The 19706-nt window shown below is 60.2% G+C and carries 23 protein-coding genes and 1 pseudogene; 17 read left to right on the top strand and 7 right to left on the bottom strand.

Going from position 1 to position 19706, the window contains the following annotated elements:
- Positions 1 to 6: 6 nt before the first annotated feature.
- On the bottom strand, positions 7 to 1722 hold the full coding sequence (locus SJY21_RS04860) for a hypothetical protein (protein ID WP_377506999.1): 1716 nt from the start codon (positions 1720 to 1722) through the stop codon (positions 7 to 9).
- Between the two features lie 805 nt (positions 1723 to 2527).
- Between SJY21_RS04860 and SJY21_RS04855 the strand changes: the two genes are divergently transcribed.
- Both SJY21_RS04855 and SJY21_RS04850 read left to right on the top strand, forming a co-directional pair.
- Positions 2528 to 3226 carry a response regulator transcription factor gene (locus SJY21_RS04855; protein WP_377506996.1) on the top strand — a complete coding sequence of 233 codons (699 nt, stop codon included), beginning with the start codon at positions 2528 to 2530 and terminating at the stop codon, positions 3224 to 3226.
- On the top strand, positions 3207 to 3728 hold the full coding sequence (locus SJY21_RS04850) for a hypothetical protein (RefSeq protein WP_377506993.1): 522 nt from the start codon (positions 3207 to 3209) through the stop codon (positions 3726 to 3728). Before SJY21_RS04855 ends, SJY21_RS04850 begins: the two co-directional genes overlap by 20 nt.
- Positions 3729 to 3734: 6 nt before the next feature.
- On the opposite strand, the gene SJY21_RS04845 is transcribed toward SJY21_RS04850, so the two are convergent.
- A complete protein-coding gene (locus tag SJY21_RS04845) occupies positions 3735 to 4583 on the bottom strand; it encodes a hypothetical protein (RefSeq protein ID WP_377506990.1) in 849 nt (282 codons plus the stop codon).
- A gap of 138 nt (positions 4584 to 4721) precedes the next feature.
- Here SJY21_RS04845 and SJY21_RS04840 point away from each other — a divergent pair, with 138 nt between their 5' ends.
- Positions 4722 to 5636, top strand: coding sequence for a bile acid:sodium symporter family protein (locus tag SJY21_RS04840; RefSeq protein WP_377506987.1), 915 nt, complete (start codon positions 4722 to 4724; stop codon positions 5634 to 5636).
- Here SJY21_RS04840 and SJY21_RS04835 read toward each other — a convergent pair.
- Positions 5629 to 6786 (bottom strand): cation:proton antiporter, encoded by a 1158-nt coding sequence (locus SJY21_RS04835; RefSeq protein ID WP_377506984.1) that lies wholly within the window; start codon positions 6784 to 6786, stop codon positions 5629 to 5631. The two genes, SJY21_RS04840 and SJY21_RS04835, sit on opposite strands and share 8 nt — an antisense overlap.
- A 61-nt stretch (positions 6787 to 6847) precedes the next feature.
- On the bottom strand, positions 6848 to 8026 hold the full coding sequence (locus tag SJY21_RS04830; protein ID WP_377506981.1) for a cytochrome C: 1179 nt from the start codon (positions 8024 to 8026) through the stop codon (positions 6848 to 6850).
- Between the two features lie 129 nt (positions 8027 to 8155).
- Here SJY21_RS04830 and SJY21_RS04825 point away from each other — a divergent pair, with 129 nt between their 5' ends.
- Genes SJY21_RS04825 through SJY21_RS04785 form a run of 9 tightly spaced genes read left to right on the top strand, consistent with a single transcriptional unit; the run spans position 8156 to position 15031 of the window.
- Positions 8156 to 9418, top strand: a complete 1263-nt coding sequence (locus SJY21_RS04825; protein WP_377506978.1) for a Na(+)-translocating NADH-quinone reductase subunit A — start codon at positions 8156 to 8158, stop codon at positions 9416 to 9418.
- On the top strand, positions 9415 to 10200 hold the full coding sequence (locus tag SJY21_RS04820; RefSeq protein ID WP_377506975.1) for an RnfABCDGE type electron transport complex subunit D: 786 nt from the start codon (positions 9415 to 9417) through the stop codon (positions 10198 to 10200). Before SJY21_RS04825 ends, SJY21_RS04820 begins: the two co-directional genes overlap by 4 nt.
- Positions 10187 to 10981: an NADH:ubiquinone reductase (Na(+)-transporting) subunit C gene (gene nqrC, locus SJY21_RS04815; protein WP_377506972.1), complete on the top strand. Its 795-nt coding sequence runs from the start codon at positions 10187 to 10189 to the stop codon at positions 10979 to 10981. The genes SJY21_RS04820 and nqrC overlap by 14 nt, the downstream gene beginning before the upstream one ends.
- Complete coding sequence (locus SJY21_RS04810; protein WP_377506969.1) at positions 10981 to 11643, top strand: NADH:ubiquinone reductase (Na(+)-transporting) subunit D; 663 nt, start codon at positions 10981 to 10983, stop codon at positions 11641 to 11643. The genes nqrC and SJY21_RS04810 overlap by 1 nt, the downstream gene beginning before the upstream one ends.
- Positions 11640 to 12254, top strand: coding sequence for an NADH:ubiquinone reductase (Na(+)-transporting) subunit E (gene nqrE, locus SJY21_RS04805; protein ID WP_377506966.1), 615 nt, complete (start codon positions 11640 to 11642; stop codon positions 12252 to 12254). Before SJY21_RS04810 ends, nqrE begins: the two co-directional genes overlap by 4 nt.
- Positions 12251 to 13474 (top strand): NADH:ubiquinone reductase (Na(+)-transporting) subunit F, encoded by a 1224-nt coding sequence (nqrF, locus tag SJY21_RS04800; RefSeq protein WP_377506963.1) that lies wholly within the window; start codon positions 12251 to 12253, stop codon positions 13472 to 13474. Before nqrE ends, nqrF begins: the two co-directional genes overlap by 4 nt.
- A gap of 3 nt (positions 13475 to 13477) precedes the next feature.
- Positions 13478 to 14452, top strand: coding sequence for an FAD:protein FMN transferase (locus SJY21_RS04795; RefSeq protein ID WP_377506960.1), 975 nt, complete (start codon positions 13478 to 13480; stop codon positions 14450 to 14452).
- A 16-nt stretch (positions 14453 to 14468) separates the two neighbouring features.
- Positions 14469 to 14642: a hypothetical protein gene (locus SJY21_RS04790; RefSeq protein ID WP_377506957.1), complete on the top strand. Its 174-nt coding sequence runs from the start codon at positions 14469 to 14471 to the stop codon at positions 14640 to 14642.
- The gene (locus tag SJY21_RS04785) at positions 14639 to 15031 is read left to right on the top strand and encodes a CBS domain-containing protein (RefSeq protein ID WP_377506954.1); all 393 of its coding nucleotides are present in this window, start codon (positions 14639 to 14641) and stop codon (positions 15029 to 15031) included. The genes SJY21_RS04790 and SJY21_RS04785 overlap by 4 nt, the downstream gene beginning before the upstream one ends.
- Here the strand turns inward: SJY21_RS04785 and SJY21_RS04780 are convergent.
- The 3 genes from SJY21_RS04780 to SJY21_RS04770 all read right to left on the bottom strand — a co-directional run bounded on the left by SJY21_RS04780 (position 15028) and on the right by SJY21_RS04770 (position 16966).
- Positions 15028 to 16083: a YeeE/YedE family protein gene (locus SJY21_RS04780; protein ID WP_377506951.1), complete on the bottom strand. Its 1056-nt coding sequence runs from the start codon at positions 16081 to 16083 to the stop codon at positions 15028 to 15030. The genes SJY21_RS04785 and SJY21_RS04780 overlap by 4 nt on opposite strands.
- A 48-nt stretch (positions 16084 to 16131) precedes the next feature.
- Positions 16132 to 16467: an ArsR/SmtB family transcription factor gene (locus SJY21_RS04775; protein WP_377506948.1), complete on the bottom strand. Its 336-nt coding sequence runs from the start codon at positions 16465 to 16467 to the stop codon at positions 16132 to 16134.
- Positions 16468 to 16558: 91 nt separating this feature from the next.
- Complete coding sequence (locus SJY21_RS04770) at positions 16559 to 16966, bottom strand: hypothetical protein (RefSeq protein ID WP_377506945.1); 408 nt, start codon at positions 16964 to 16966, stop codon at positions 16559 to 16561.
- A 46-nt stretch (positions 16967 to 17012) separates the two neighbouring features.
- Here SJY21_RS04770 and SJY21_RS04765 point away from each other — a divergent pair, with 46 nt between their 5' ends.
- The 5 genes and pseudogenes from SJY21_RS04765 (at position 17013) to soxZ (ending at position 19699) form a co-directional block, all read left to right on the top strand.
- Complete coding sequence (locus SJY21_RS04765; protein ID WP_377506942.1) at positions 17013 to 17750, top strand: cytochrome c biogenesis CcdA family protein; 738 nt, start codon at positions 17013 to 17015, stop codon at positions 17748 to 17750.
- A 13-nt stretch (positions 17751 to 17763) separates the two neighbouring features.
- Positions 17764 to 18328 (top strand): annotated as a pseudogene (locus tag SJY21_RS04760) (thioredoxin family protein).
- 108 nt (positions 18329 to 18436) lie between these two features.
- Positions 18437 to 18910 carry a sulfur oxidation c-type cytochrome SoxX gene (soxX, locus tag SJY21_RS04755; protein WP_377506939.1) on the top strand — a complete coding sequence of 158 codons (474 nt, stop codon included), beginning with the start codon at positions 18437 to 18439 and terminating at the stop codon, positions 18908 to 18910.
- Between the two features lie 27 nt (positions 18911 to 18937).
- Complete coding sequence (gene soxY, locus SJY21_RS04750; protein WP_377506936.1) at positions 18938 to 19354, top strand: thiosulfate oxidation carrier protein SoxY; 417 nt, start codon at positions 18938 to 18940, stop codon at positions 19352 to 19354.
- A 15-nt stretch (positions 19355 to 19369) separates the two neighbouring features.
- Positions 19370 to 19699, top strand: coding sequence for a thiosulfate oxidation carrier complex protein SoxZ (gene soxZ / locus SJY21_RS04745; RefSeq protein ID WP_377506933.1), 330 nt, complete (start codon positions 19370 to 19372; stop codon positions 19697 to 19699).
- The last annotated feature ends 7 nt before the right edge of the window (positions 19700 to 19706 follow it).

Raw genomic sequence — 19706 nt, 5'->3', positions numbered from 1 at the left:
TAGCGCCTATGCGCCATCGCCATCGTCGCCGATGTAGCTGGAGCTGAACGAGCCGCCGACAACTGTCATATCGACAGTGTTGCCCAGCACGTTTGCACCTTGCACGATGGTCTGGTTGAACGCCGAGGTGTCGATCTGCGACGCGGCCGAAGCAAAGCTCTCGCCGGTGACGTAACCGTCGTCGCCGTTGCCCGAGCCCCACTGACCGGCGTTGCCGCCGTCACCGCCGCCACCGACGGCTGCGTGTCCGCCTGCGCCGCCCATGCCGCCACCAACGTGTGCGCCACCAGCTGCTGCGCTACCGCCGAAGCCGTGGCCGGTATCACCGCCCCAAGCCTGGCCGCCGTAGCCGGAACCACCATCACCGCCAGCGGCTTGATTGTGGCCACCGTTGCCGCCCGTGTGGTTGGACGCGCCAGAGTGTGCACCGGCGTTGCCGCCGTCACCTGCGCCGACGTTGCCGGATGTTCCGGTGCCCATGCCGGCACCCATGCCGCCAGAAATTGCACCGGCTGCACCACCGTCACCGCTTGCGCCCAGACCAGCGCCAATTCCGCCGGCATTTGCATCGGCGTCAGCCATTCCGGTGGAGCCGTTGTTGGCACCTGCGACACCAAGACCAAGCAGGCCAAGACCCGCACCGATCGCACCGGCATCGCCCATGTTGCTGCTGTCAGCACCAGCGCCTGCTGCGCCAAGTCCTGCACCAACGCCACCGGCATTCCCGGAGTCGCCGCCATCGGCAAGCGCACCCGACAGACCAAGGCCAGAGCCCATGCCCGCCGCAAGTGATGCGCCGTGTCCACCGTCACCGGCAGTCGAGGTTGCACCGGACGATGCACCACCAAGGCCAAGGCCTACGCCGACAGCTGTGGCGCTTGCGCCATTACCACCGGCTCCGCCTGTGGCGTTTGCGTTGCCGCCGTTGCCGCTTGTGCCACCGGCTGCCAGAGCAATCCCGCCCCCGCCGATACCACCATGCGCCTGACCGCCATTGGCGTCAGCCCATCCGTCAGCATCTCCGCCATCAGCATCTGCACCGATGCCATCGTCGGCTTCAGCGGTGCCACCGATCGAGGTGTTGATCTGGTGCATCGTGCCGTTGTTGTCGACGCTTCCAAGGTGATCATTGTCGACCAGATTGTTGGTCTGCGTGTTCACCGTGGCCGCATCGTTGCCCAACCCGAAGACCGCGTCGTTCAGGAAGTCGCTGACATTCACGTCATCGCCGGGGCTGTAGTCGATGTTGCCTTTGGCCATGATGAAATCGCCCGCGGTGGACCCTTGGCCCAGATCGATGTCGGCAAAGTCGTCATCGGTGGGTTCCCAACCTGTCATGCCGATGTCGACGCCCACGTGGACGGTCGTATCGGAGGTGTTGGAATTGTGGTTGCCGTTCAGGTTGGCGTTCCCGTTCAGGTTGCCATTGCCATTCAGGTTGCCGTTGCCATTGGCGCTGGCACTTGTGTTGGTGCTGGCGTTGTAGTTCCCGTTTCCGTTCAGGTTTCCGTTGCCATTCAGGTTGCCGTTGCCATTGCCGTTCCCGTTGTGATTGTCGTTATCACTGGTGGACGACTGGTGTTGGCCCTGGCCTTGACCCTGCGCTTGAAGCTGGGCCTGAAGTTCGGCCTGCGCCTGAAGCTGGTCTTGATCCTGCTCCTGGTCCTGATGGCCACCGCCACCCATGGGTGGGAAAATGAAATTGTTGTTCTTACCAGACATTTTGGTATCTCCGTAAATGACATCTACGGGATCGCCACTCTATCAAAAGCGATCAACGTGCAGATGTGTTTTGAAATTTTGATTGGTTTGTCGGGCCGTCGGACGAAAAACTTCGGTCCAAGGTTCACCCGCAATTGGCTGTGCTATTTTTCGATAAGCAGTCCCCCCAAAGTAGATTCGTTTTCATGGGCTGGAACCGGACGATCCGGGGTAATTCCCCTGCCGGTCTGCGGCCCTGACAACCGCGATTTGCGATCACCGCCACCTCAAAATTGCGTGACCCTTCTAGCTTTGCCAAAAGTGGGGCGACCGAATAGCTAGACAAAGGGTTTAGGTGCGAAATTTGCCGTTAAATATTTGTTTTGTTTTGGAAATTTGGCACAAGGCCAGAATTGCGTTACCGCAAACATATCGATTCGATCAGGGGGGATTAGGTTTGGAAAAACACTGTGTGATCAGTTGCCTAGACCGCATGTCTTTTTAGATAGGCGGACATTAGCCGAAAGATGTGTTAGCGTAAGCCATTGGTATGGTTTGCCTGACTGGCAATATACCGTTTCGCGGCTTATTCTGGTCGCAGTGAATAAAGAGTAATCAAGTGTAGGGATGCGGAGTTTCAATGGCAGTATTTCGCGCCATAACGCATCCCTGAATGACACCAACTATTTACAAAGCGATGTCATTTCTTGTTCCGGGTGATGATGCAACATTTTTCAGTCGAAGGCGTCAAACCGGAAAGTGATTTCTGAACTGACGCTGCAATTTGAAACACTAATCAATTAGATTCTTTGGGGGGGTCTTTGAGATGTTTATTGGTTCTGAATCGAACGAAAAAACCGAAAGCGGTATTTTCGTCGGTAGTCCGCTTGATTTTTCGGATACCGTGCTGCGGCTCGCGGATATGGAAATGCCTTGCTTGGGGTTCTCGCGCGCCGCATCTTTGAACGAACTGCTGTTCATCAGCGACAACCGGGCTGCGTCCGTTTGTATCATCATCATTGATGAAACCATGATGGACGCACTAACCGAGGTCATGCCCGAAATGCGTGCGCGATTCCCGTCTGCCAATATCGTCATGGCCTTTCGCGATGACACCATCGCGCGGCGGTTGATTGACGTTGTCAGTGACAGCCCGCAATTGGGTCAGGTCGCATTGCTGCCGATGAAACTGCATGTGGACAGCTGGCTTTCGGTGCTGCGGCTGCTGGTGTGCGGTGAAAACTACGTGCCAGCCGATCTGGTGGTTAAGGCTCCGGTTGCCAAGTCGCCGCCGGCACCAGAAAACCACGCCGAAGATGCCGCGGCGGTGCATCTGACGGAACGCGAAATGCAGGTGCTGCGGTCGGCGGCGGAAGGCAAGCAAAACAAGACCATCGCCGATGAACTCAAGCTGTCGCAGCACACCGTCAAGCTGCACATGCACCACATCATCGCAAAACTTGGCGTCCATAATCGGACCGAAGCGGCGGTCTGGCTCTTGGGCCATGGGCAAACCGGTCATTGAAATGGACCGGCAAACAGCCCCAATCGATTTCGACGATTTCCTGCTGCTGATCGGCAAGCTGAACTACACCTGGACCAATACCGAAAGCCTGTTGATCCATCTGATCGCGGGCCTGTCGGGCATGGACAAGGACATCGCCACAGTCGTTTTTCTGACACTCAACACATCGCGCGCGCGGATCGACATGGTTGAACGGCTGTCCAAACTTGATCGTGTCGCAGCGGCGGAACGCGACCGGACGCTGGCACTGACCAAGCGGATTCAGAACCAATCGGCCCTGCGCAATCGCTATAACCATTGCATCTATGCCTTTGACAGCGAAGGGGGCAATCCGCGCTCGATCCTGATGCGGATCGCGGACCGCAAGGACAAGCTGATGATGGGGCAGATCAACGATCTGGACGCCGAGGCAGCTGACAACATCAAGGCGGCCATCACCGAACTTGGCGCGATCAACCGTGACATCTGGCAGGCCGTCAGCGATTTCGGCTACCCGCAGTAGCCCGCGCTAGGGCCGGTAAAGTCCCGCAACCAACCCTTCAGCCAGCCTTTGCAGATCGGCGGGGGCCGTGCCGGGCGGTTGGGGTGGCCCGTAATGCAGGTCATATGCGCCGCCAAGTTTGGCAAACAGTTCCGACGCATAGCGCAGGGATGCCACGGCGCGTCCGAAATCATCGTTTCCGCCAGACAGGATGCGCGCCAGTTTTCGCGTCCGGTAGTAATGTCGCGAATTGCGTGCGTTGATTGATGCAGGCACGATCGGCGCGCCGCTGGCTGCTGACATGCGCGTTATGCCTGTCCGCCACGGTGGTTCAATCAGGACCCCGCAAGCCATATCCGGCACACGCCCCGATCCGAACACCAGCAATGCGCCAGCGGCGTCCAGATGCGCCTGCATCCCCTCGCGGGTGTGGCGCGCGGTCAGCACGTTATCCTTGCGGTCCAGATCGACGGCGATGATCCGGTCCGCGCCCAGAAAGCGTTCGGCCTCGCGGTTGGCCACGACCTTGAGGTCGGGACGGTGATCAAGCAAGACACCCGCATGGGCGATGAAATCAAAGGTGCCGATAGGGTGGGTGGCGCCGATGACAACGGCACCTCGTGCGGGGATATGTTCAAGCCCGTGAGCCCGTAAATCCGTCCCGCCGTTTCGCGCCAGCAATGCCGTCACAAGATCGCGCCCTGTGCGCCCGTCCAGATCAATCAGGACCTGTTCGGTTTCGCGCAGTGCAAAGAATGACTGCCCCGTGGCGATGCGATTGACAGCATCCACCGACGACATCAGCCCGCGCAATGCCCGCAGTCGCAGCCCGGCTCCATGGGGAATGCGCAACCGCGCGCGCAAAAGTTCGTCCATCGGGTTGGTGCTGTTGGATTTAATCAATGTGTGCTTTGGATAATTGTTAGGGGTTCGCGTGGCCTTGACCTATCATGGCCACATCGCGCCCTGTGGCAAGAGCAGGGTGCAATGCGTGGGTAAGGGCAGGGGAACACCATGAACGGACAGGATGTGACCGGCATTGACGCGGTCATGCTGAATTTTTCGCCGACAAGCCTGCAAGTTCTGAATGCGGTTCTGGCGATCGTGATGTTTTCCATCGCGATTGATTTGAAACTGGCGGATTTCAACAGGTTGATCCGCGCGCCCAAATCCTTGCTGACGGGGTTGTTCTCGCAGTTTCTGATCCTGCCTGCCCTGACTTTTTGTATCGTTTTGATCACCACGCCGCCGCCGTCGATTGCGCTGGGGTTGATGCTAGTTGCGGCGTGTCCGGGGGGGAACATTTCAAACTTCATTACCTACCGCGCGGGCGGGAACGCCGCGCTTTCAGTGTCGATGACGGCCTTCGCGACCGTCATAGCGATTTTTCTGACACCGTTCAATATCGCGCTTTGGGGCAGCCTTTATGCACCAACCCGCGCGATCCTGCGCGAAACATCCATTGATCCGGTGTCGGTTGCCGTGACGGTCGGGATCATGCTGGTGCTGCCATTGTGCCTTGGTGTGCTGCTGAACATGAAACGCCCCGATGTGACGGCACGGTTGCGCACGCCGTTGCAGTTTTTGTCGATGGGGATTTTCGTTGCCTTTGTGGTTCTGGCGCTGGCGGCGAACTGGACGTTGTTCCTGCAATTTGCCGGGGCGGTGGCGCTGCTGGTCTTGTTGCACAACGCCGTTGCCCTGGGTGGTGGCTATGTGACGGCGACAGTGATGGGCCTGTCCCGCTTTGATCGCCGCGCCGTTATGATCGAAACTGGCATCCAGAACTCCGGCCTTGGATTGATCCTGATCTTCGGGTTTTTCAGCGGCTTGGGCGGGATGGCTGTTGTCGCCGCGTTTTGGGGGATTTGGCACGCGATTTCCGGCATTCTGCTGGCGATCTATCTGGCGCGCAGCAAAGTTACCTAGCGCGTGCAACGCGGCGCAGTGCAAAATATGTGGCAGGCGGGCCGACAATTTCAAAGAATACGGTCGCGGCGATCGTCAGGGTCATGATCAAGGCCTCCCATTCCGGCAGGGTTTCGGCGGCGACCAGCGCCATGCCCACGGCAACACCGGCCTGGGGCATCAGCGCAGGACCATAGGCATGGGCATGGGTGGCGGGCACGCGGCCAAGACGTTCGCCAATTTCGCCCCCTGCAATGCGTGACACGATCCGCAGCGCCATATAGGTCAGCGCGATCCAGCCCATCGACATCAGGGCGTCCACCTTTAGTGAAGCACCGGCAAGAATGAAAAACAGCAACATGAACGGCCATTCGATGTTTTCGATTTCGTGAAAGGCGCGCGCGTGGTGGCGTGCCAGATTTGCGATCAACGCACCTGCCGTCATGCCCGCCACAAGGAACGACACCTCGAGCCAGATTGCGATGCCAGCCGTCAGGAAGACAACGCCGATGGCTTCGGTCTGGAGGGGTTCACCTGCCTTGAGCCGACCCGTCAGAAACGCCGAAGGCACACCGATACATATCCCCAGCAAAACTGCACCGCCAATATCACGCCCTGCACCAATCAGAGGACCGGCCCAGCCACCCGATTGATCGACAAGTGCAAGGCAGAGGCTGAACATGATCAAGCCCCAAACATCGTCAATCGCGACGATCCCGCTAAGCGTTTCACTGAATCCGTTGCGGATACCGGACTGGCGGATCACATCGGCGATTGCGGCCGGATCGGTTGCCGTGGCAATCGCCCCGAGGATCAGCGCAAGGCGCGGATCCATCCCCATCAAGGACAGACCCACCCAGACAATCGCGGTCGTCGCAAGAACGACACTTAGGGAAATCGCGGTAATCGCCCGCCCGTGGCGCGCCAGATTCTCGCGGGTCAATTCGCCACCCAGCAGGAAGGCAACCATCGTCAGCGCAACATCGGATATAGGGGCAAACCACTGCGCAGATGCGTCGGGCAGCAGGCCAAGGCCCGCAGGCCCCACCGCAAGACCCAGCAGCAAAAGCAGCGTGACACGGGGCAGCCGCGTGTAGCGCCCGACCTGATCTGCCACCAGCCCGCCAAGGAAAAGCACGCCAAGCGTGATCAACAAGAGCGTATGATCCATCCCGTGCGGTCCCTTTGCGGCGGTGTCCCGCGTGGCCGGTTCGGGCCACGCGGATATCGCGTTATCTCAGCAGGTTGAGAGCGTCCATGTCGATGCCCAAGGGGCCGCTTAGATCCGCGATCGAGTCGTATAGCAGCTCGAGCGCGTAGTGCGGGTTGTGCGCATAGTTGCCCGGATCGGCTGTGACCAGCTTCCAGTTATAGGCGGCACGCAGACTGCGCGGCGTCCAACCGCTGTAGGCCACGGCGCGCCCATCGCTTTCATCGGCAACCCCGTCACCATTCACATCGGCAAAGAAGTAAGGATACCGGTTGCCGTCATAAACCATCGGCGCGCCCGCGACATCGGATGCATAGGCCTTGACCGTGTCCAAAAGCAGCGCGGCATTGGCCTGAATGTCCGAGCGAATACCCACCGAGGTATCACCGCTGCCATCATAGCTTTGGCGTGCGATGCGGATGTCCTGCGGGCTGTCACCCTGGTGACAGGTCAGGCAGGGTTCAAACGCGACCTCCAAAGTGTGGGGTTCGTGGCAGGAGTTGCAGGTGGACACGGGACGCGCATGAAAGAACCGACCGGAATAGTCGCGCCCGTCATAGTGATAGCCAGCGCCGCCGTATCCGCCCAACCATGTGGCCGCAGCCGTGGCGTAGTGTGGGTTCACAAAACGCAATTCGGCGTTTGGTGTGTCCTCGTCCATGTCGGTGATCGCCGCGCGCACGGTGACACCCGCAGTGCGCCCCTGATGGCAGGTCATGCAGGACGCTTCGACGCCCTGAACGGGATGCATCAGCCCGGATGGAAAGGCGACCTCGGTGATCTCGGCAAGGCCTGCGTTGTGGCAGGTGCCGCAATCGACGACACCGCCCACATCAATTGGCGCTTCGACAACACCCGGCTCGCTTCCGTCAAGACCGTGAAATGCGCGGAACCCTTCGCCCGCGTGGCAGGTCGCGCAGGCGGGGGCGATTTCCTCGTCCTCGTCCCAGTGCCGAAAGGCTTCGGCGGCGGCGTCGGCATGGGCCGAACGAAACCAGTTGGTGATCGCCTCGTCATTGTCGATCTTGATATCTGCCGGAGTGAAAGGTCCGGTTTGTGGCAGGGCAAACGGGATCGTCTCCGCGCCCTCGGCCATATCATCATCGGCGCTTTGGCTGACAACACCGCGTGCATCAAAGACAAGGATCAACACCAAAGTCAGGGCCAAAATACTGGCGCAAATCTGCGAGAAATACTTCATGAGTGAGTCTCCGCTCCTGTGGTAATGTGTCGCTTTATTATAATCACAAACCTGTTATCGTAACAGAGACATATTGTAACACTTTGGCGGTTTTCCCTGTAAAAAAAGGGGTAACGCAAGAGAGAACCTATGCTGCTCCTCATGTTCGGTTCAGGCCTGACACCGCAATTCCGTTCGCCACCCGTTGATGCGTCCGCGCCTGAAACGGTGATCACCCAAGAGGCCGGGATTCGCACTTCGGTCGGTCAGACGTTGCGGGTTACGTCACTTGTGGAAGAAGGCGAACTGGTTGCGCAGGGCGCGCCGCTTGCCTGTTTGCGCGATGCACCCGCTGTGCAGTTTGTCGCGCCCATGGCCGGGCGCGTTGCGCGGATATCGCTGCAGCCGGGGCGCAAACTTGCCGAGATTGTGCTTTTTGCCGAAACGGGTGGTGATGTGGTGCAACACCCCACCAAAGACGCCACGACAGACACAGGTTTGCGCGCATTGATGCAGGCAGCTGGCCTGTGGCCGTGGTTGCGCAGGCGTCCGTTTGGCGGGATGCCTGCCGTGGATGAACGTCCGGTCGCGATCATTGTCATGGCCGCTGATACGCGCCCCTTTGCGCCCGATCCACAGCTTGCGCTGGCGGGGCGGCAGGCGGCATTTGCGCGCGGTCTGCAGGCGTTGACCCTGTTGACGGACGGCCCCGTTTTCCTGTGCCAGCACACAGGTGCCGCGCGCCTTGATACACCCGACAGGGTGCAGATTGTCGATACCGGCATGCGCCACCCGCAAGGGGCGGCGGGGATGCGTGTTCACGCGCTTGCGCCCGCGTCGATTGACGCGCCCGTCTGGGATATCCACGCCGAAGATGTGGCGGCCTTGGGTGATCTGCTGGATACCGGCGTTTTGCCGATGACGCGCCTTGTGCGTATTGCGGGCGCGGGGTTGCGCGACAGCAGGTTGGTCCATACCCAAGCCGGGGCGGACCTGCGCGAACTGACCCAACGGGCTGTCGAACCGGGCGCGCATGTATTGCTGTCGGGTTCGCCGCTTGACGGGCACGAGGCCCATTGGCTCGCGCCGCGCCACCGGCAGGTTACGGTCTTGCCGCGCGTTCAAAAGGGCAGTGCACCACATTGGTTCAAGGCGGCGCTGACGCAATCGGCCCTGCCCAAACCGGTGATCCCGACTGCGGCCCTGACGCAGGCCTTTGGCGGCGCGCTCCCGGCTGTGGCTTTCGTGCGTGCCCTAAGCGCGGGCGACGACGAAACCGCGATGAAACTGGGAGTGCTGTCGCTGTTGGAGGAAGACCTTGCTTTGGCCGACTATGTGCTGGGCGGGCAGGCCCATCTGAGCGACCTTTTGCGCGGCATGCTTGACCGTATTCGCACGGAGTTTGCAGTATGACGCGGGGGTTGTGGGATCGTGAAACCGTGGCATTGATGCTGCTGGCGACCTACCTGCCGCTGGCGCTGTTTTGGCTGCTTTACGGCGGGGCCGAGGCGCTGGGCCGCTTGGGGATTGCTGTGCTGGTGATGGCCGTCTGGCACCTGATTTTCATGCTGGCGCGCGCGCAACCGCCGTCTTTGGCCGCGCTGATCACGGCGCTTGCCGTTGCGATGTTGGCCCCGCAAGATTTGGGCGTGTTGCGCCTTGTGCTGGGGATCAGCTTTGGCGTGGTCATGGGCGAGCTTGTGTTCGGCGGCTGGGGTCGCAACGTGGTTAATCCCGCGACCGTGACACTATCCTTTTTGGGCTTCGGATTTCCCGGATTTGGCTGGCCCGGCTTTGACGATCCGGTGATCTGGGCGGCAATCCCGGCGGCGTTGATCGGCATCGCCACGGGTGTCTTGCCCTTCGCCGTTCTCGCGGGGGCACTGTTGGTTGGCGTCGGTGTTTACGGCGCTGGCGTTCCGCTTGACGGTGATGTTTTGCCCATCGCCGGATTGGTGCTGGTGCTGCTGGTGGCCGATCCCGTCACCAGTGCGGCAACCGGACTTGGCCGCTGGCTGAACGGCGCGGTTTATGGCGGCCTTGTGCTGTTATTCGCAACAGGCTGGGGCGGGGCGGCACCTGTGCAAATCGCGGTCGCGGCGGCGCTGCTGACCTCGCTGGCAACACCCCTTTTGGATGAAATCGCGGTCGCCCTTTGGATCGCAAACCGCAGGAGACGTCATGGCCGGAACTGATTGGAACCCGTGGCGCCGTTTGCTTGCGCTTCCCAACGAAAGCCGCACGAAAACGGTGATTGTGGCCTTTCTTGTGTCGGCCGTTTGTGCTGTGCTGGTCAGCAGTGCAACGGTCGTGTTGCGCCCGATCCAGACGGCCAACCGCGCCGCCGAAGAACAGGCGCGCATCAGCGATCTGGTGCGCGGCATTCCGGGAATGTCGGCGCTGCTGGAACAATCGGGCGGCACCCTGTCCACCGTCGTGATTGACCTTGATCGCGGGCGCGCCGCCCAAGATGTGACCACTGAAACGCTTGAGGCGGCCCTTGCCGATCAGGCGAACTGGTCAGTTCTGGATGCAGGCGACGATCTTGCCGGACTTGGCCAGCGGCCCAATTACGCACAGGTCTTTTTGCTGCGCGAGGGCGCGGATATTTCCCTGATCCTGCTGCCAGTTGCCGGCCAAGGTTATGGTGGGCGGATTGATGCAATCGTCGCGCTGCACGGTGACATGAACACCATCGCGGGCATCGCCGTGACCCAACATTCCGAAACGCCGGGTCTGGGAGGGCGGATCGAAGACCCGTCATGGCAGGCGGGCTTTCCCGGCACATTAATGCGCGATGATAGTGGCGATGTGCGCTTTAATGTGGCGCGGGGCACGGCCACGACCGAGTTCGAGGTGGACGGCATTACAGGGGCTACCCGCACCAGCAATGGCGTGACACGGATGATGCGGTTCTGGCTGGGACCGCAGGGGTATGGCCCGCTGCTTGATGCGATCGGGCGCGGGGAATTCTGATGGCCGAACGTCTGTCATTCTGGTCAACCCTGACCGCGCCGCTGATCAGGCAGAACCCTGTGACCTTGCAGATTTTGGGCATCTGTTCGGCGCTGGCGGTGACAACGACACTGGCCACGGCGCTTACCATGTCGGTGTCGCTGACGGTCGTGCTGACGCTGGCGGCGGGCATTATCAGCGTGATCCGGCGCCATATCCCCGACACGATCCGTCTGATCGTGCAGATCGTCATCGTTGCCTCGCTGGTGATCGTGATCGACCAGATCTTGCAGGCCTATTTCGCCGATATCAGCCGCGCGCTGTCGGTCTATGTCGGTCTGATTACCACCAACTGTCTGGTGCTGGGGCGGACCGAAGCCTATGCGCGCTTTCACGCGCCTGTCCCGTCGATGGTTGATGCGTTCGGGAACGGGCTTGGTTATTCGCTGGTGCTGATCGTGATCGGGGCAATCCGCGAATTGTTTGGCAAGGGAGAACTGTTTGGCGCGCAGGTTCTGCCGCTTGCGGACGAAGGCGGCTGGTTCACACCGCTCAGCCTGATGTTGCTGGCCCCTTCGGCCTTCTTTCTGCTTGGCGGGCTTGTATGGGCGGTGCGTAGCCTGCGCACCGAACAGGCAGAACCACCTGATCATACGCCGCCCGTTGCGAGGCCTGCGGAATGAACGAAGCGTGGTCCTTTTTCCTGTTCGCGGCTTTTGTCGACAACATGCCGCTGACCCTGTTTTTGGGGCTGTGCACCTTTCTGGCCCTGTCGCGCCGCAGCGAAAGCGCGCTGGGGCTGGGCATCGCCATGACGGGTGTCTTGGGGGTGACTGTGCCGCTGAACCACCTGATTTATCAGTGGCTGCTGGCACCCGGCGCATGGAGCTGGGCAGGCTATCCCGATCTTGATCTGTCCTATCTGGCGCTGATTGCTTTCATCGGCGTGATCGCCGCGACGGTCCAACTATTGGAAATGCTGCTGGATCGGTTCTTCCCTGCCATCCACGCGGCATTCGGTGTGTTCCTGCCCCTTTTGACTGTGCAATGCGCGATCCTTGCAGGCAGCCTGTTCATGGTCGAACGCAACTACACCCTTGGGGAATTGGCCATTTTCGGGCTGGGTAGCGGCTTTGGCTTTGCCGTGGCCGTTGTCATGCTAAGCGCGATCCGCGCGCGGCTGTCTTATGCTGATCTGCCTACGGGTCTGCGTGGGCTGGGCATCGCGTTCATTCTGACAGGGCTGATGTCGCTTGGGTTCGCGTCCTTTGCACAGATGGCGGCTGCGCCATGACGGAAATCCTGATCGGCAGTCTGATTATTGCGGCCCTTGTGGTGGGCTTGGCCATCGGCCTGCTGGTCGTGCGGCGCAAGCTGGTGCCGCAGGGCAATATTGATGTGAGCGTGAACGACACGATGCATATCGCCACACAGCGCGGCAATAAACTGCTGGATGTTTTGCACAATGCCGAGGTCCGTATTCCCGCAGCGTGTGGCGGGTCGGGCACCTGCGGGTTGTGCCGCGTGACCGTGACGGGCGCGGGCGCAGGCGAACCGCAAGCGACCGAACGCGGCGTGCTGTCGCCCAAGGAACGCCGCGCCCATGTGCGTCTTGCCTGCCAGACCACGCTGCGCGGGGATTGCGCTGTGACGGTCCCTGATGACATCCTTAGCGCGGGGGGCGGCGTGACCTGCACCGTCGCGTCCACCCGCATGTTGGCGCCCCTGATCCGCGAGATCGTGCTTGATCTGCCTGCCGACCAGCCCGGCACATTCCGCGCGGGCGATTTCATGCAAATCACGGCACCCGCCTACCAGCTTGATTTCAAGTCCCTGACCATCGCGCCGGAATTTCAGGATGCATGGGACATGAATGGTTGGCAGGCGCTGTCGGTCACATCAGACACGGACGTCACCCGCGCTTATTCGCTTGCCAGCCGGCCACAGGATGTAGGGAAAGCTGTGTTCAACATCCGTCTTGCCGTGCCACCTGCCGGGCGCGAAGGGGATATTCCGCCGGGCATCGTGTCCTCGTGGCTGTTTTCGCTCCAAAAGGGTGACGCGGTCACTGCATCGGGTCCGTTCGGGGATTTCCATATCCAGCCGACCAAGCGCGATATGATCTTTGTCGGCGGTGGTGTGGGCATGGCCCCCTTGCGGGCGATGATCCATCAGGAGCTTGGCAAGGGGACGACCCGAAACATCCGCTTTTTCTATGGTGCGCGCACGGCGGCCGATCTGTTTTATAGCGACGAGTTCGCGGCACTGGCAAGGGCGCACAAGACCTTTGCCTGGACGCCTGCGCTGTCGGACCCCGCGCCGGGTGATCGCTGGACCGGTGCGACAGGTTTCATTCACGAAATGCTGGGGGATGACATGCGCAAGCATCCCGCACCCGAAGACTGCGAATACTATCTGTGTGGCCCGCCGGTGATGATCTCGGCCGTGCTGGCAACGCTTGAACGCCTGGGTGTGGAACCGCGCGCGATCTTTTTTGACGACTTTGGAGGCTAGGACATGGTTGAGCGACAGTTTCTTGCGACACGCCGCGCCGCCCTTGGCATGATTGGCGCAGCCGTTGTGTTGCCGCGTATGGCAGGGGCGACCACGGGGGGGATAGCAGGCGCAGCCTTTGGCACAACATGGCAGATCAGCGGGGCATTGGCGGCCGATCTTGAAGGGTTGCGCCCGCAGATTGACGCCTTGTTCGCCGCGATTGATGCGCAGATGTCACCCTGGCGCGCCGATAGCGCATTAAGCCGGTTCAACGCCATGGAGGCAGGGGCTTTGGCCGTTGATCCCGAAACCCTGCATGTCACCCGTGCGGCGCTGGCACTTGCTGATGCCAGCAACGGCGCGTTCGACCCCACGGTCGGCCCGCTGGTTGCGCGTTGGGGATTTGGCCCGATTGCAGGTGGTGCGACACCTGATTGGCGGGGTTTGCAGGTTGGCGGTGCATCAATTGGCAAGACGCGCGATGATCTGACGCTGGACCTGTGCGGGATCGCCAAAGGGCGCGCGCTTGACGGGGCAGTCGATCTGGCGCGGCGCGCAGGGTTTGACAATCTGCTGTTTGATCTTGGCGGCGAACTGCGCGCGCTGGGTCAGCACCCATCGGGACGTGACTGGCAGGTTGCAGTGCAACATCCGCGGCCCGCCCATGCGCCTGCCGCGACCCTGCGGCTAAAGCAGGGACAGGCGGTTGCGACATCGGGCCTGCGCACGCAAAGCTTTGTTCTGAACGGACACACCTATGGCCACATTATCGACCCCGCCGCGCAAGCCCCCGCTGATGCAGGGCTGTTGTCTGTCACAGTCCTTGCCGATGATGCGATGACGGCTGATGGTTGGGCCACGGCGCTGTTTGCGGCAGGGGCAACGGGCGGGCCCGACCTGGCGCGGGCGAACAGCATTTCAGCGTTGTTTCTGGTGCAGGATGGCAGTGCGATGACACGGGTTGTGACAGGCCAGATCGCGGGCCAGTTGTCATGAGAAAGGACCGATCCTGATGGAAATCCTGTTTGCGATCCTTGTCTTTGGCCTTGCTGCGGTCGGGCTTGGGCTGGGGCTGACCTTGGGGCGTGGTCCGGTAAAAACAAGCTGCGGTGCCACGGCGGGCCTGCGCAAGGACCGCTGCGAGGATTGCCCGCTGCGCCGCATCGCCGGGGAGGGTGCGAAATGACGCAATACCGTGTGGCGGACATCCTGCGCGATGATACGCCAACCCTGACACCCGAAATGGCAATCCGGCGCGCGGCGACACTGCTGGTTGACGCGCGCGCAGCGGCCGCCGTTGTGGTTGGCGCGGATGGCCGCCTTGAGGGGATCCTGACGCAAAAGGACTGTTTCAAACCCGCCCTCCACGCCAGTTACTATCAGGAATGGACGGGGCGCGTTGCCGACCGGATGTCGCGCGATGTGGTCAGCGTCAATCTGAACGACGATGTTGTTGCCGTGGCCGAGATGTTTTTGAAACATCCCCACCGTGTTTTTCCTGTGATGGACGGGACCAGAATCGCAGGGCTTGTGCATCGGGCGGATGTTTTGGCGCTTTTGCTGCGCATTGGCTAGGTCGTCTGCGCGAAGCCTTCGATCAGGTGTTTCAGCCCCAATCGCGCGCCGACGAAAATCGCGGCAAAGGTCAGCGGGGCCGAAAAGGCCAGCAGCGAAAATGCCGACAGGCCCTGACCGATGCTACAGCCCAAAGCCACAGCCGCGCCAGCACCCATCATCGCCGCGCCGAAAATCTGGCGGCGCAATTCGCGCGGGTCCTCGCAGGCTTCCCAGCGGAAATGGCCCTTGATCAGGCTGCCGATGAATGCACCCGTCCAAACACCCGCGACCGATCCGATCCCAAAGCTGAGTGTCTGCCCCGAGGCGGTCATTGCATACAGCATCGTTTCGCCCAGCGGGGCCGAAAAGGTGTGCGACACAACGGGTGTGCCATCAAATCCGTTGGCCGTGATCCAGCTTGTGAAAACCCAAGCGCTGGTGATCGCGATCCCCACGACCACGGACCAGAACATTGCGGCCTTGCTGGCGCGAATTGATGCGGCCCCAAGGGCCAGTGCGATCAAGCCGATACCGATGGCAACGCCAATCGCCCAGACAGGCAAGCCGCTGACATTGCTGATCAGATAGGCGATGCTTTGTGGCGTGTCTGCCGGTCCCGGTGGCGGGAAGATCAACACGCGCAGCCATGCAAACGGGCCGGAAATGGTGGCATAGGCCGCCAGCCCCATCACCACGACAATCACGAACGAGCGCAGATCGCCGCCACCCAACCGCGCCAGCGCGCCAAAGCCGCAGTTGCCGGCCATGGCCATCCCGTAGCCAAACACCAGCCCGCCCGCGATTGCGGCAAGGGGGGCGGTGGTCTGGTTGATGTAGAACGACGATGTGGGCGTGACCCAGCCAAGCGCAACACAGGCGAATGTGGCCAAAACAGCAGTGCCAATCGCCAGCACCCACATGCGCATCCGCACATCGTTGCCACCATATGCGTAGTCTTCGATCGCACCTAACGTGCAAAACCGGCCCAGCCGTGCGGCAAGGCCCAGCAGGATACCCCCGAACACGCCTGCAAGTGCTGCGACATTGCCGTCACCCCAAGCATCAAGCATGGTGAATCCTCCCGTTTGAGGGCCGACCATACACAAATTGCTGGCAGGTCAGTCCGTCTTGCAAAACAGATCGTAAACAACTGATATGATCCGCTTGCAGCGATCATCCGTCAAGCTGTAGTAGATCGCCTTGCCATCGCGGCGCGGTTGCACCAGCCCTTCAAGGCGCAGTCGACCCAGTTGCTGGGACACGGCCGCCTGACGGGCCGACAGCAGGCGTTCCAGCTCGGCCACGGACTTTTCACCCGTCGCCAGGTGGCACAGGATCAGCAAACGCCCCTCGTGACCGATCGCCTTGAGGAAATTCGTCGCATTGGTTGCGTTCTCGACCATCTGGTCGATTTCAGCTTCGCTCAGGCTGTCGTCTAGAACTGGCAAACTCATCTATCGTGTCCGATCCCCATGAAATTGCGCCTCGCTTATAGAAAACCACACTTCCTGACGAGGGCGCGCAGGAATAAAATCACAAACTGTGTCACTGCGCACGCGGTTGCGTGTCGCCGCGCAATTCAAAGGCGACGCCATTGCGCTCAAGCATCATTCCCAACAGTCCCCAAAAGAAATCTTCGCCCGGATATCCCTCAAGACGTGACATTTCGGTGCCGTCAATCAACAAGACAAAGGTCGGCGTAAAATTGATGGCGCGTTCCAGCGTGATGTCATCGGGGATCGGGTCGGTAATATCGACACGGCGCAGCGGGGCGGCGGCACCTTCGCCGGTCTTGTCGTAGATCGGGGCGACATCGCGGTTCCATGCGGCGCACCAGATGCAGCCGGGTTCCTCAGCCATCATCAGGATCGTTTCGCCGCGTGCAGCCATGGGCAGCGCCATGACCAAGCCCAGCGCGACGATGTGAAAAAGGCTAGTCAAACGCTTATGCATTCACGTATCGTAATGTGAATCAATATCCGTTTCAAGGAATCCCGACATGCAAGAGATCACCTATTTCGGCGCTGTGATCGCCGGGCTCTTGTCATTCTTTACGCCCTGCATCCTGCCGATGGTGCCGTTCTACCTTAGTTATATGGCGGGCATTTCCATGAATGAACTGCGCGGCGAGGATGATTTTCCACCGGGCACCCAGCGTAAACTGGTGATTTCGGCCATCGCCTTTGCCCTTGGGGTGACGACGATTTTTGTGTTGCTGGGCATGGGTGCGACAGCGGTCGGTGGCGCGTTCGGGCAATGGAAGCAGGAGCTTAGCTATGTGGCGGCGGCAATTCTGTTGCTGTTCGGTCTGCATTTTCTTGGAGTCGTGCGCATCCCGCTGCTTTACCGCGAAGCCCGCGTTGAAAGCACGGCAGCACCTTCCAACATCCTGGGCGCATACCTGATGGGGCTAGCATTCGGTTTTGGCTGGACGCCCTGCGTGGGTCCGGCGCTTGCGTCGATCCTGTTCATGGCCGGCAGTTTGGGCAATATCTGGGAGGGTGGGGCGCTGTTGTTCGTTTACGGCATCGCGATGACCTCGCCGTTTATTGTCGCGGCGCTGTTTGCCCGCCCGTTTCTGGGCTGGGCGCAGCGCAACCGGAAATATCTGGGCATGGTGGAAAAGGCGATGGGCGTGATGCTGATCCTCTTTGCCATTCTGATTGCCACCAATTCGGTCAACTACATCGCCCAGTGGCTGATCGAAACCTTCCCAAGTTTTGCAACCATCGGATAAAGGAGACTTGACCATGTTCCGCACCACACTTGCCGCCCTTGCCCTGATCGCAACGCCGCTGTTTGCGGCCGAACTTGGCGATGACGGGCTGCATGATGCCGACTGGATCCAGGAAACGTTCAAAGACCTGCGCGAGGATCTGGCAGATGCCAATGACCAAGGCAAAACGCTGTTGGTCATGATCGAACAACGTGGCTGTATATACTGCTCGCGGATGCATGAAACAGTCTATCCTGACCCCGAAATCAATGCCGCCCTGCATGACAGTTTTTTCGTCGTGCAAATCAACATGTTCGGTGATGTCGAAGTCACCGATTTTGACGGCGAAGTGATGGCCGAGAAAGATATCGTGCGGCGCTGGAATGCGCAGTTCACACCCACACTGATGTTCTTCCCGCCCGAGGTGGCCGAGGATGCCACCGCCAGTCAGGCTGCAATCGTCACGATGCCCGGTGCATTCGGCAAGTGGACGACTCTGAAATCTGCTCAACTGGATTCGCGAAGGCCACTACCTGACCGACGAAACATTTCAACGTTACCACGCACGAATCCTGCAAGAACGCGGAATCGTTGAGTAAAAATCGGCCTTCACATAGTCATATTCAAATAGTTGATTTTTTATGTTGCGAGTCTGCGAATTGGTGGACTACGGTATGCCAAGAGGATCGAAGACCCAGGGAGAGACCATGAACAGGATTTTACTTTCGGCATTCGCCGCGAGCTTTGGCACGCTCGCCATGGCTGAAACCGCGCCAAGTGACGTCGCGTTTGGCGATTACGGGCAGGTTGAAATGTCCGTGTCCGGAACAGCTGGCGACCCTGCTGCCGGACTTGAAATTATGGTCAACCGCGGCAAGGGCAACTGCATTGCCTGCCATCAGGTCACAGCGCTTGACGACTATCCGTTCCACGGCGAAGTCGGCCCCTCGCTTGACGGGGCTGGCGCACGTTGGGAGGAGGCTGACTTGCGCGGCATCGTGGCCAACGCCAAGATGGTTTTCCCCGACACGGTCATGCCCGCGTTTTACATGGTCGACGGCTTTAACCGCCCCGGCAACGGCTATACCGGCAAGGCCGCCGAAGGTCCGCTTGACCCGATCTTGACCGCGCAGGAAATCGAAGATGTGGTCGCTTACCTCATGACGCTGCAAGACTACTAAACGCAGCCAGACGCTACAGGAGACAGCATGAGCTTTACACGCAGAGAGACGCTTTTGATGGCGATGGGCACCGCATTCGCGGCTGTCGTGCCATTCAAGGCATTCGCAGATGTCGACGCTGACATCGCCGCATTCACGGGTGGCGCCGAAGTCGGCACAGGCGGGATCACGTTGATCGCGCCGGAAATCGCTGAAAACGGCAACACGGTGCCAATCGAAGTCGACGCACCCGGTGCCGTTTCAATCATGGTGCTTGCCACCGGCAACCCGACACCCGCCGTGGGCACGTTCAACTTTGGCCCGCTGGCGGGCGCGCAGCACGCCTCGACGCGGATCCGCCTTGCCGGAACGCAGGACGTTGTCGCAATCGCGAAAATGCCCGACGGGTCGTTCGTTCAGGCCTCGCAAGAGGTGAAAGTCACAATCGGCGGCTGCGGCGGCTAACAGGAGCAACGACACATGGCAGATAACGTAACACCCCGCGTCCGCGTTCCACGCGACGCCACCGCTGGCGAGACGATCACGATCAAGACGCTGATCTCGCACCCGATGGAATCGGGCCAGCGCAAAGACGGTGACGGCAACGTCATTCCACGGTCGATCATCAACCGCTTCACCTGCGAATTTGACGGTGAAATGGTGATTGATGTGACACTTGAACCCGCCATTTCCACGAACCCGTTTCTGGAATTCGAAGCGGTTGTGCCGGAAAGCGGCACCTTTGTCTTTACCTGGTATGACGACGATGGCGACATCTACACCGACAGCAAAGACATCGCAGTCAACTAGGTTACTT

The sequence above is a fragment of the Octadecabacter sp. R77987 genome (assembly GCF_042466115.1).
In the GTDB taxonomy this organism is placed as follows: Bacteria; Pseudomonadota; Alphaproteobacteria; order Rhodobacterales; family Rhodobacteraceae; genus SW4.
Note: the sequence above shows the minus strand (reverse complement) of the source record. Positions and strands in the feature narration are given on the sequence as shown.

Excerpts from the sequence above, each read along its gene's own strand:
- SJY21_RS04860 (WP_377506999.1), bottom strand. The coding sequence starts at position 1,722 with ATGTCTGGTAAGAACAACAATTTCATTTTCCCACCCATGGGTGGCGGT.
- SJY21_RS04855 (WP_377506996.1), top strand. The coding sequence starts at position 2,528 with ATGTTTATTGGTTCTGAATCGAACGAAAAAACCGAAAGCGGTATTTTC.
- SJY21_RS04850 (WP_377506993.1), top strand. The coding sequence starts at position 3,207 with ATGGGCAAACCGGTCATTGAAATGGACCGGCAAACAGCCCCAATCGAT.
- SJY21_RS04845 (WP_377506990.1), bottom strand. The coding sequence starts at position 4,583 with ATGGACGAACTTTTGCGCGCGCGGTTGCGCATTCCCCATGGAGCCGGG.
- SJY21_RS04840 (WP_377506987.1), top strand. The coding sequence starts at position 4,722 with ATGAACGGACAGGATGTGACCGGCATTGACGCGGTCATGCTGAATTTT.
- SJY21_RS04835 (WP_377506984.1), bottom strand. The coding sequence starts at position 6,786 with ATGGATCATACGCTCTTGTTGATCACGCTTGGCGTGCTTTTCCTTGGC.
- SJY21_RS04830 (WP_377506981.1), bottom strand. The coding sequence starts at position 8,026 with ATGAAGTATTTCTCGCAGATTTGCGCCAGTATTTTGGCCCTGACTTTG.
- SJY21_RS04825 (WP_377506978.1), top strand. The coding sequence starts at position 8,156 with ATGCTGCTCCTCATGTTCGGTTCAGGCCTGACACCGCAATTCCGTTCG.
- SJY21_RS04820 (WP_377506975.1), top strand. The coding sequence starts at position 9,415 with ATGACGCGGGGGTTGTGGGATCGTGAAACCGTGGCATTGATGCTGCTG.
- nqrC (WP_377506972.1), top strand. The coding sequence starts at position 10,187 with ATGGCCGGAACTGATTGGAACCCGTGGCGCCGTTTGCTTGCGCTTCCC.
- SJY21_RS04810 (WP_377506969.1), top strand. The coding sequence starts at position 10,981 with ATGGCCGAACGTCTGTCATTCTGGTCAACCCTGACCGCGCCGCTGATC.
- nqrE (WP_377506966.1), top strand. The coding sequence starts at position 11,640 with ATGAACGAAGCGTGGTCCTTTTTCCTGTTCGCGGCTTTTGTCGACAAC.
- nqrF (WP_377506963.1), top strand. The coding sequence starts at position 12,251 with ATGACGGAAATCCTGATCGGCAGTCTGATTATTGCGGCCCTTGTGGTG.
- SJY21_RS04795 (WP_377506960.1), top strand. The coding sequence starts at position 13,478 with ATGGTTGAGCGACAGTTTCTTGCGACACGCCGCGCCGCCCTTGGCATG.
- SJY21_RS04790 (WP_377506957.1), top strand. The coding sequence starts at position 14,469 with ATGGAAATCCTGTTTGCGATCCTTGTCTTTGGCCTTGCTGCGGTCGGG.
- SJY21_RS04785 (WP_377506954.1), top strand. The coding sequence starts at position 14,639 with ATGACGCAATACCGTGTGGCGGACATCCTGCGCGATGATACGCCAACC.
- SJY21_RS04780 (WP_377506951.1), bottom strand. The coding sequence starts at position 16,083 with ATGCTTGATGCTTGGGGTGACGGCAATGTCGCAGCACTTGCAGGCGTG.
- SJY21_RS04775 (WP_377506948.1), bottom strand. The coding sequence starts at position 16,467 with ATGAGTTTGCCAGTTCTAGACGACAGCCTGAGCGAAGCTGAAATCGAC.
- SJY21_RS04770 (WP_377506945.1), bottom strand. The coding sequence starts at position 16,966 with ATGCATAAGCGTTTGACTAGCCTTTTTCACATCGTCGCGCTGGGCTTG.
- SJY21_RS04765 (WP_377506942.1), top strand. The coding sequence starts at position 17,013 with ATGCAAGAGATCACCTATTTCGGCGCTGTGATCGCCGGGCTCTTGTCA.
- soxX (WP_377506939.1), top strand. The coding sequence starts at position 18,437 with ATGAACAGGATTTTACTTTCGGCATTCGCCGCGAGCTTTGGCACGCTC.
- soxY (WP_377506936.1), top strand. The coding sequence starts at position 18,938 with ATGAGCTTTACACGCAGAGAGACGCTTTTGATGGCGATGGGCACCGCA.
- soxZ (WP_377506933.1), top strand. The coding sequence starts at position 19,370 with ATGGCAGATAACGTAACACCCCGCGTCCGCGTTCCACGCGACGCCACC.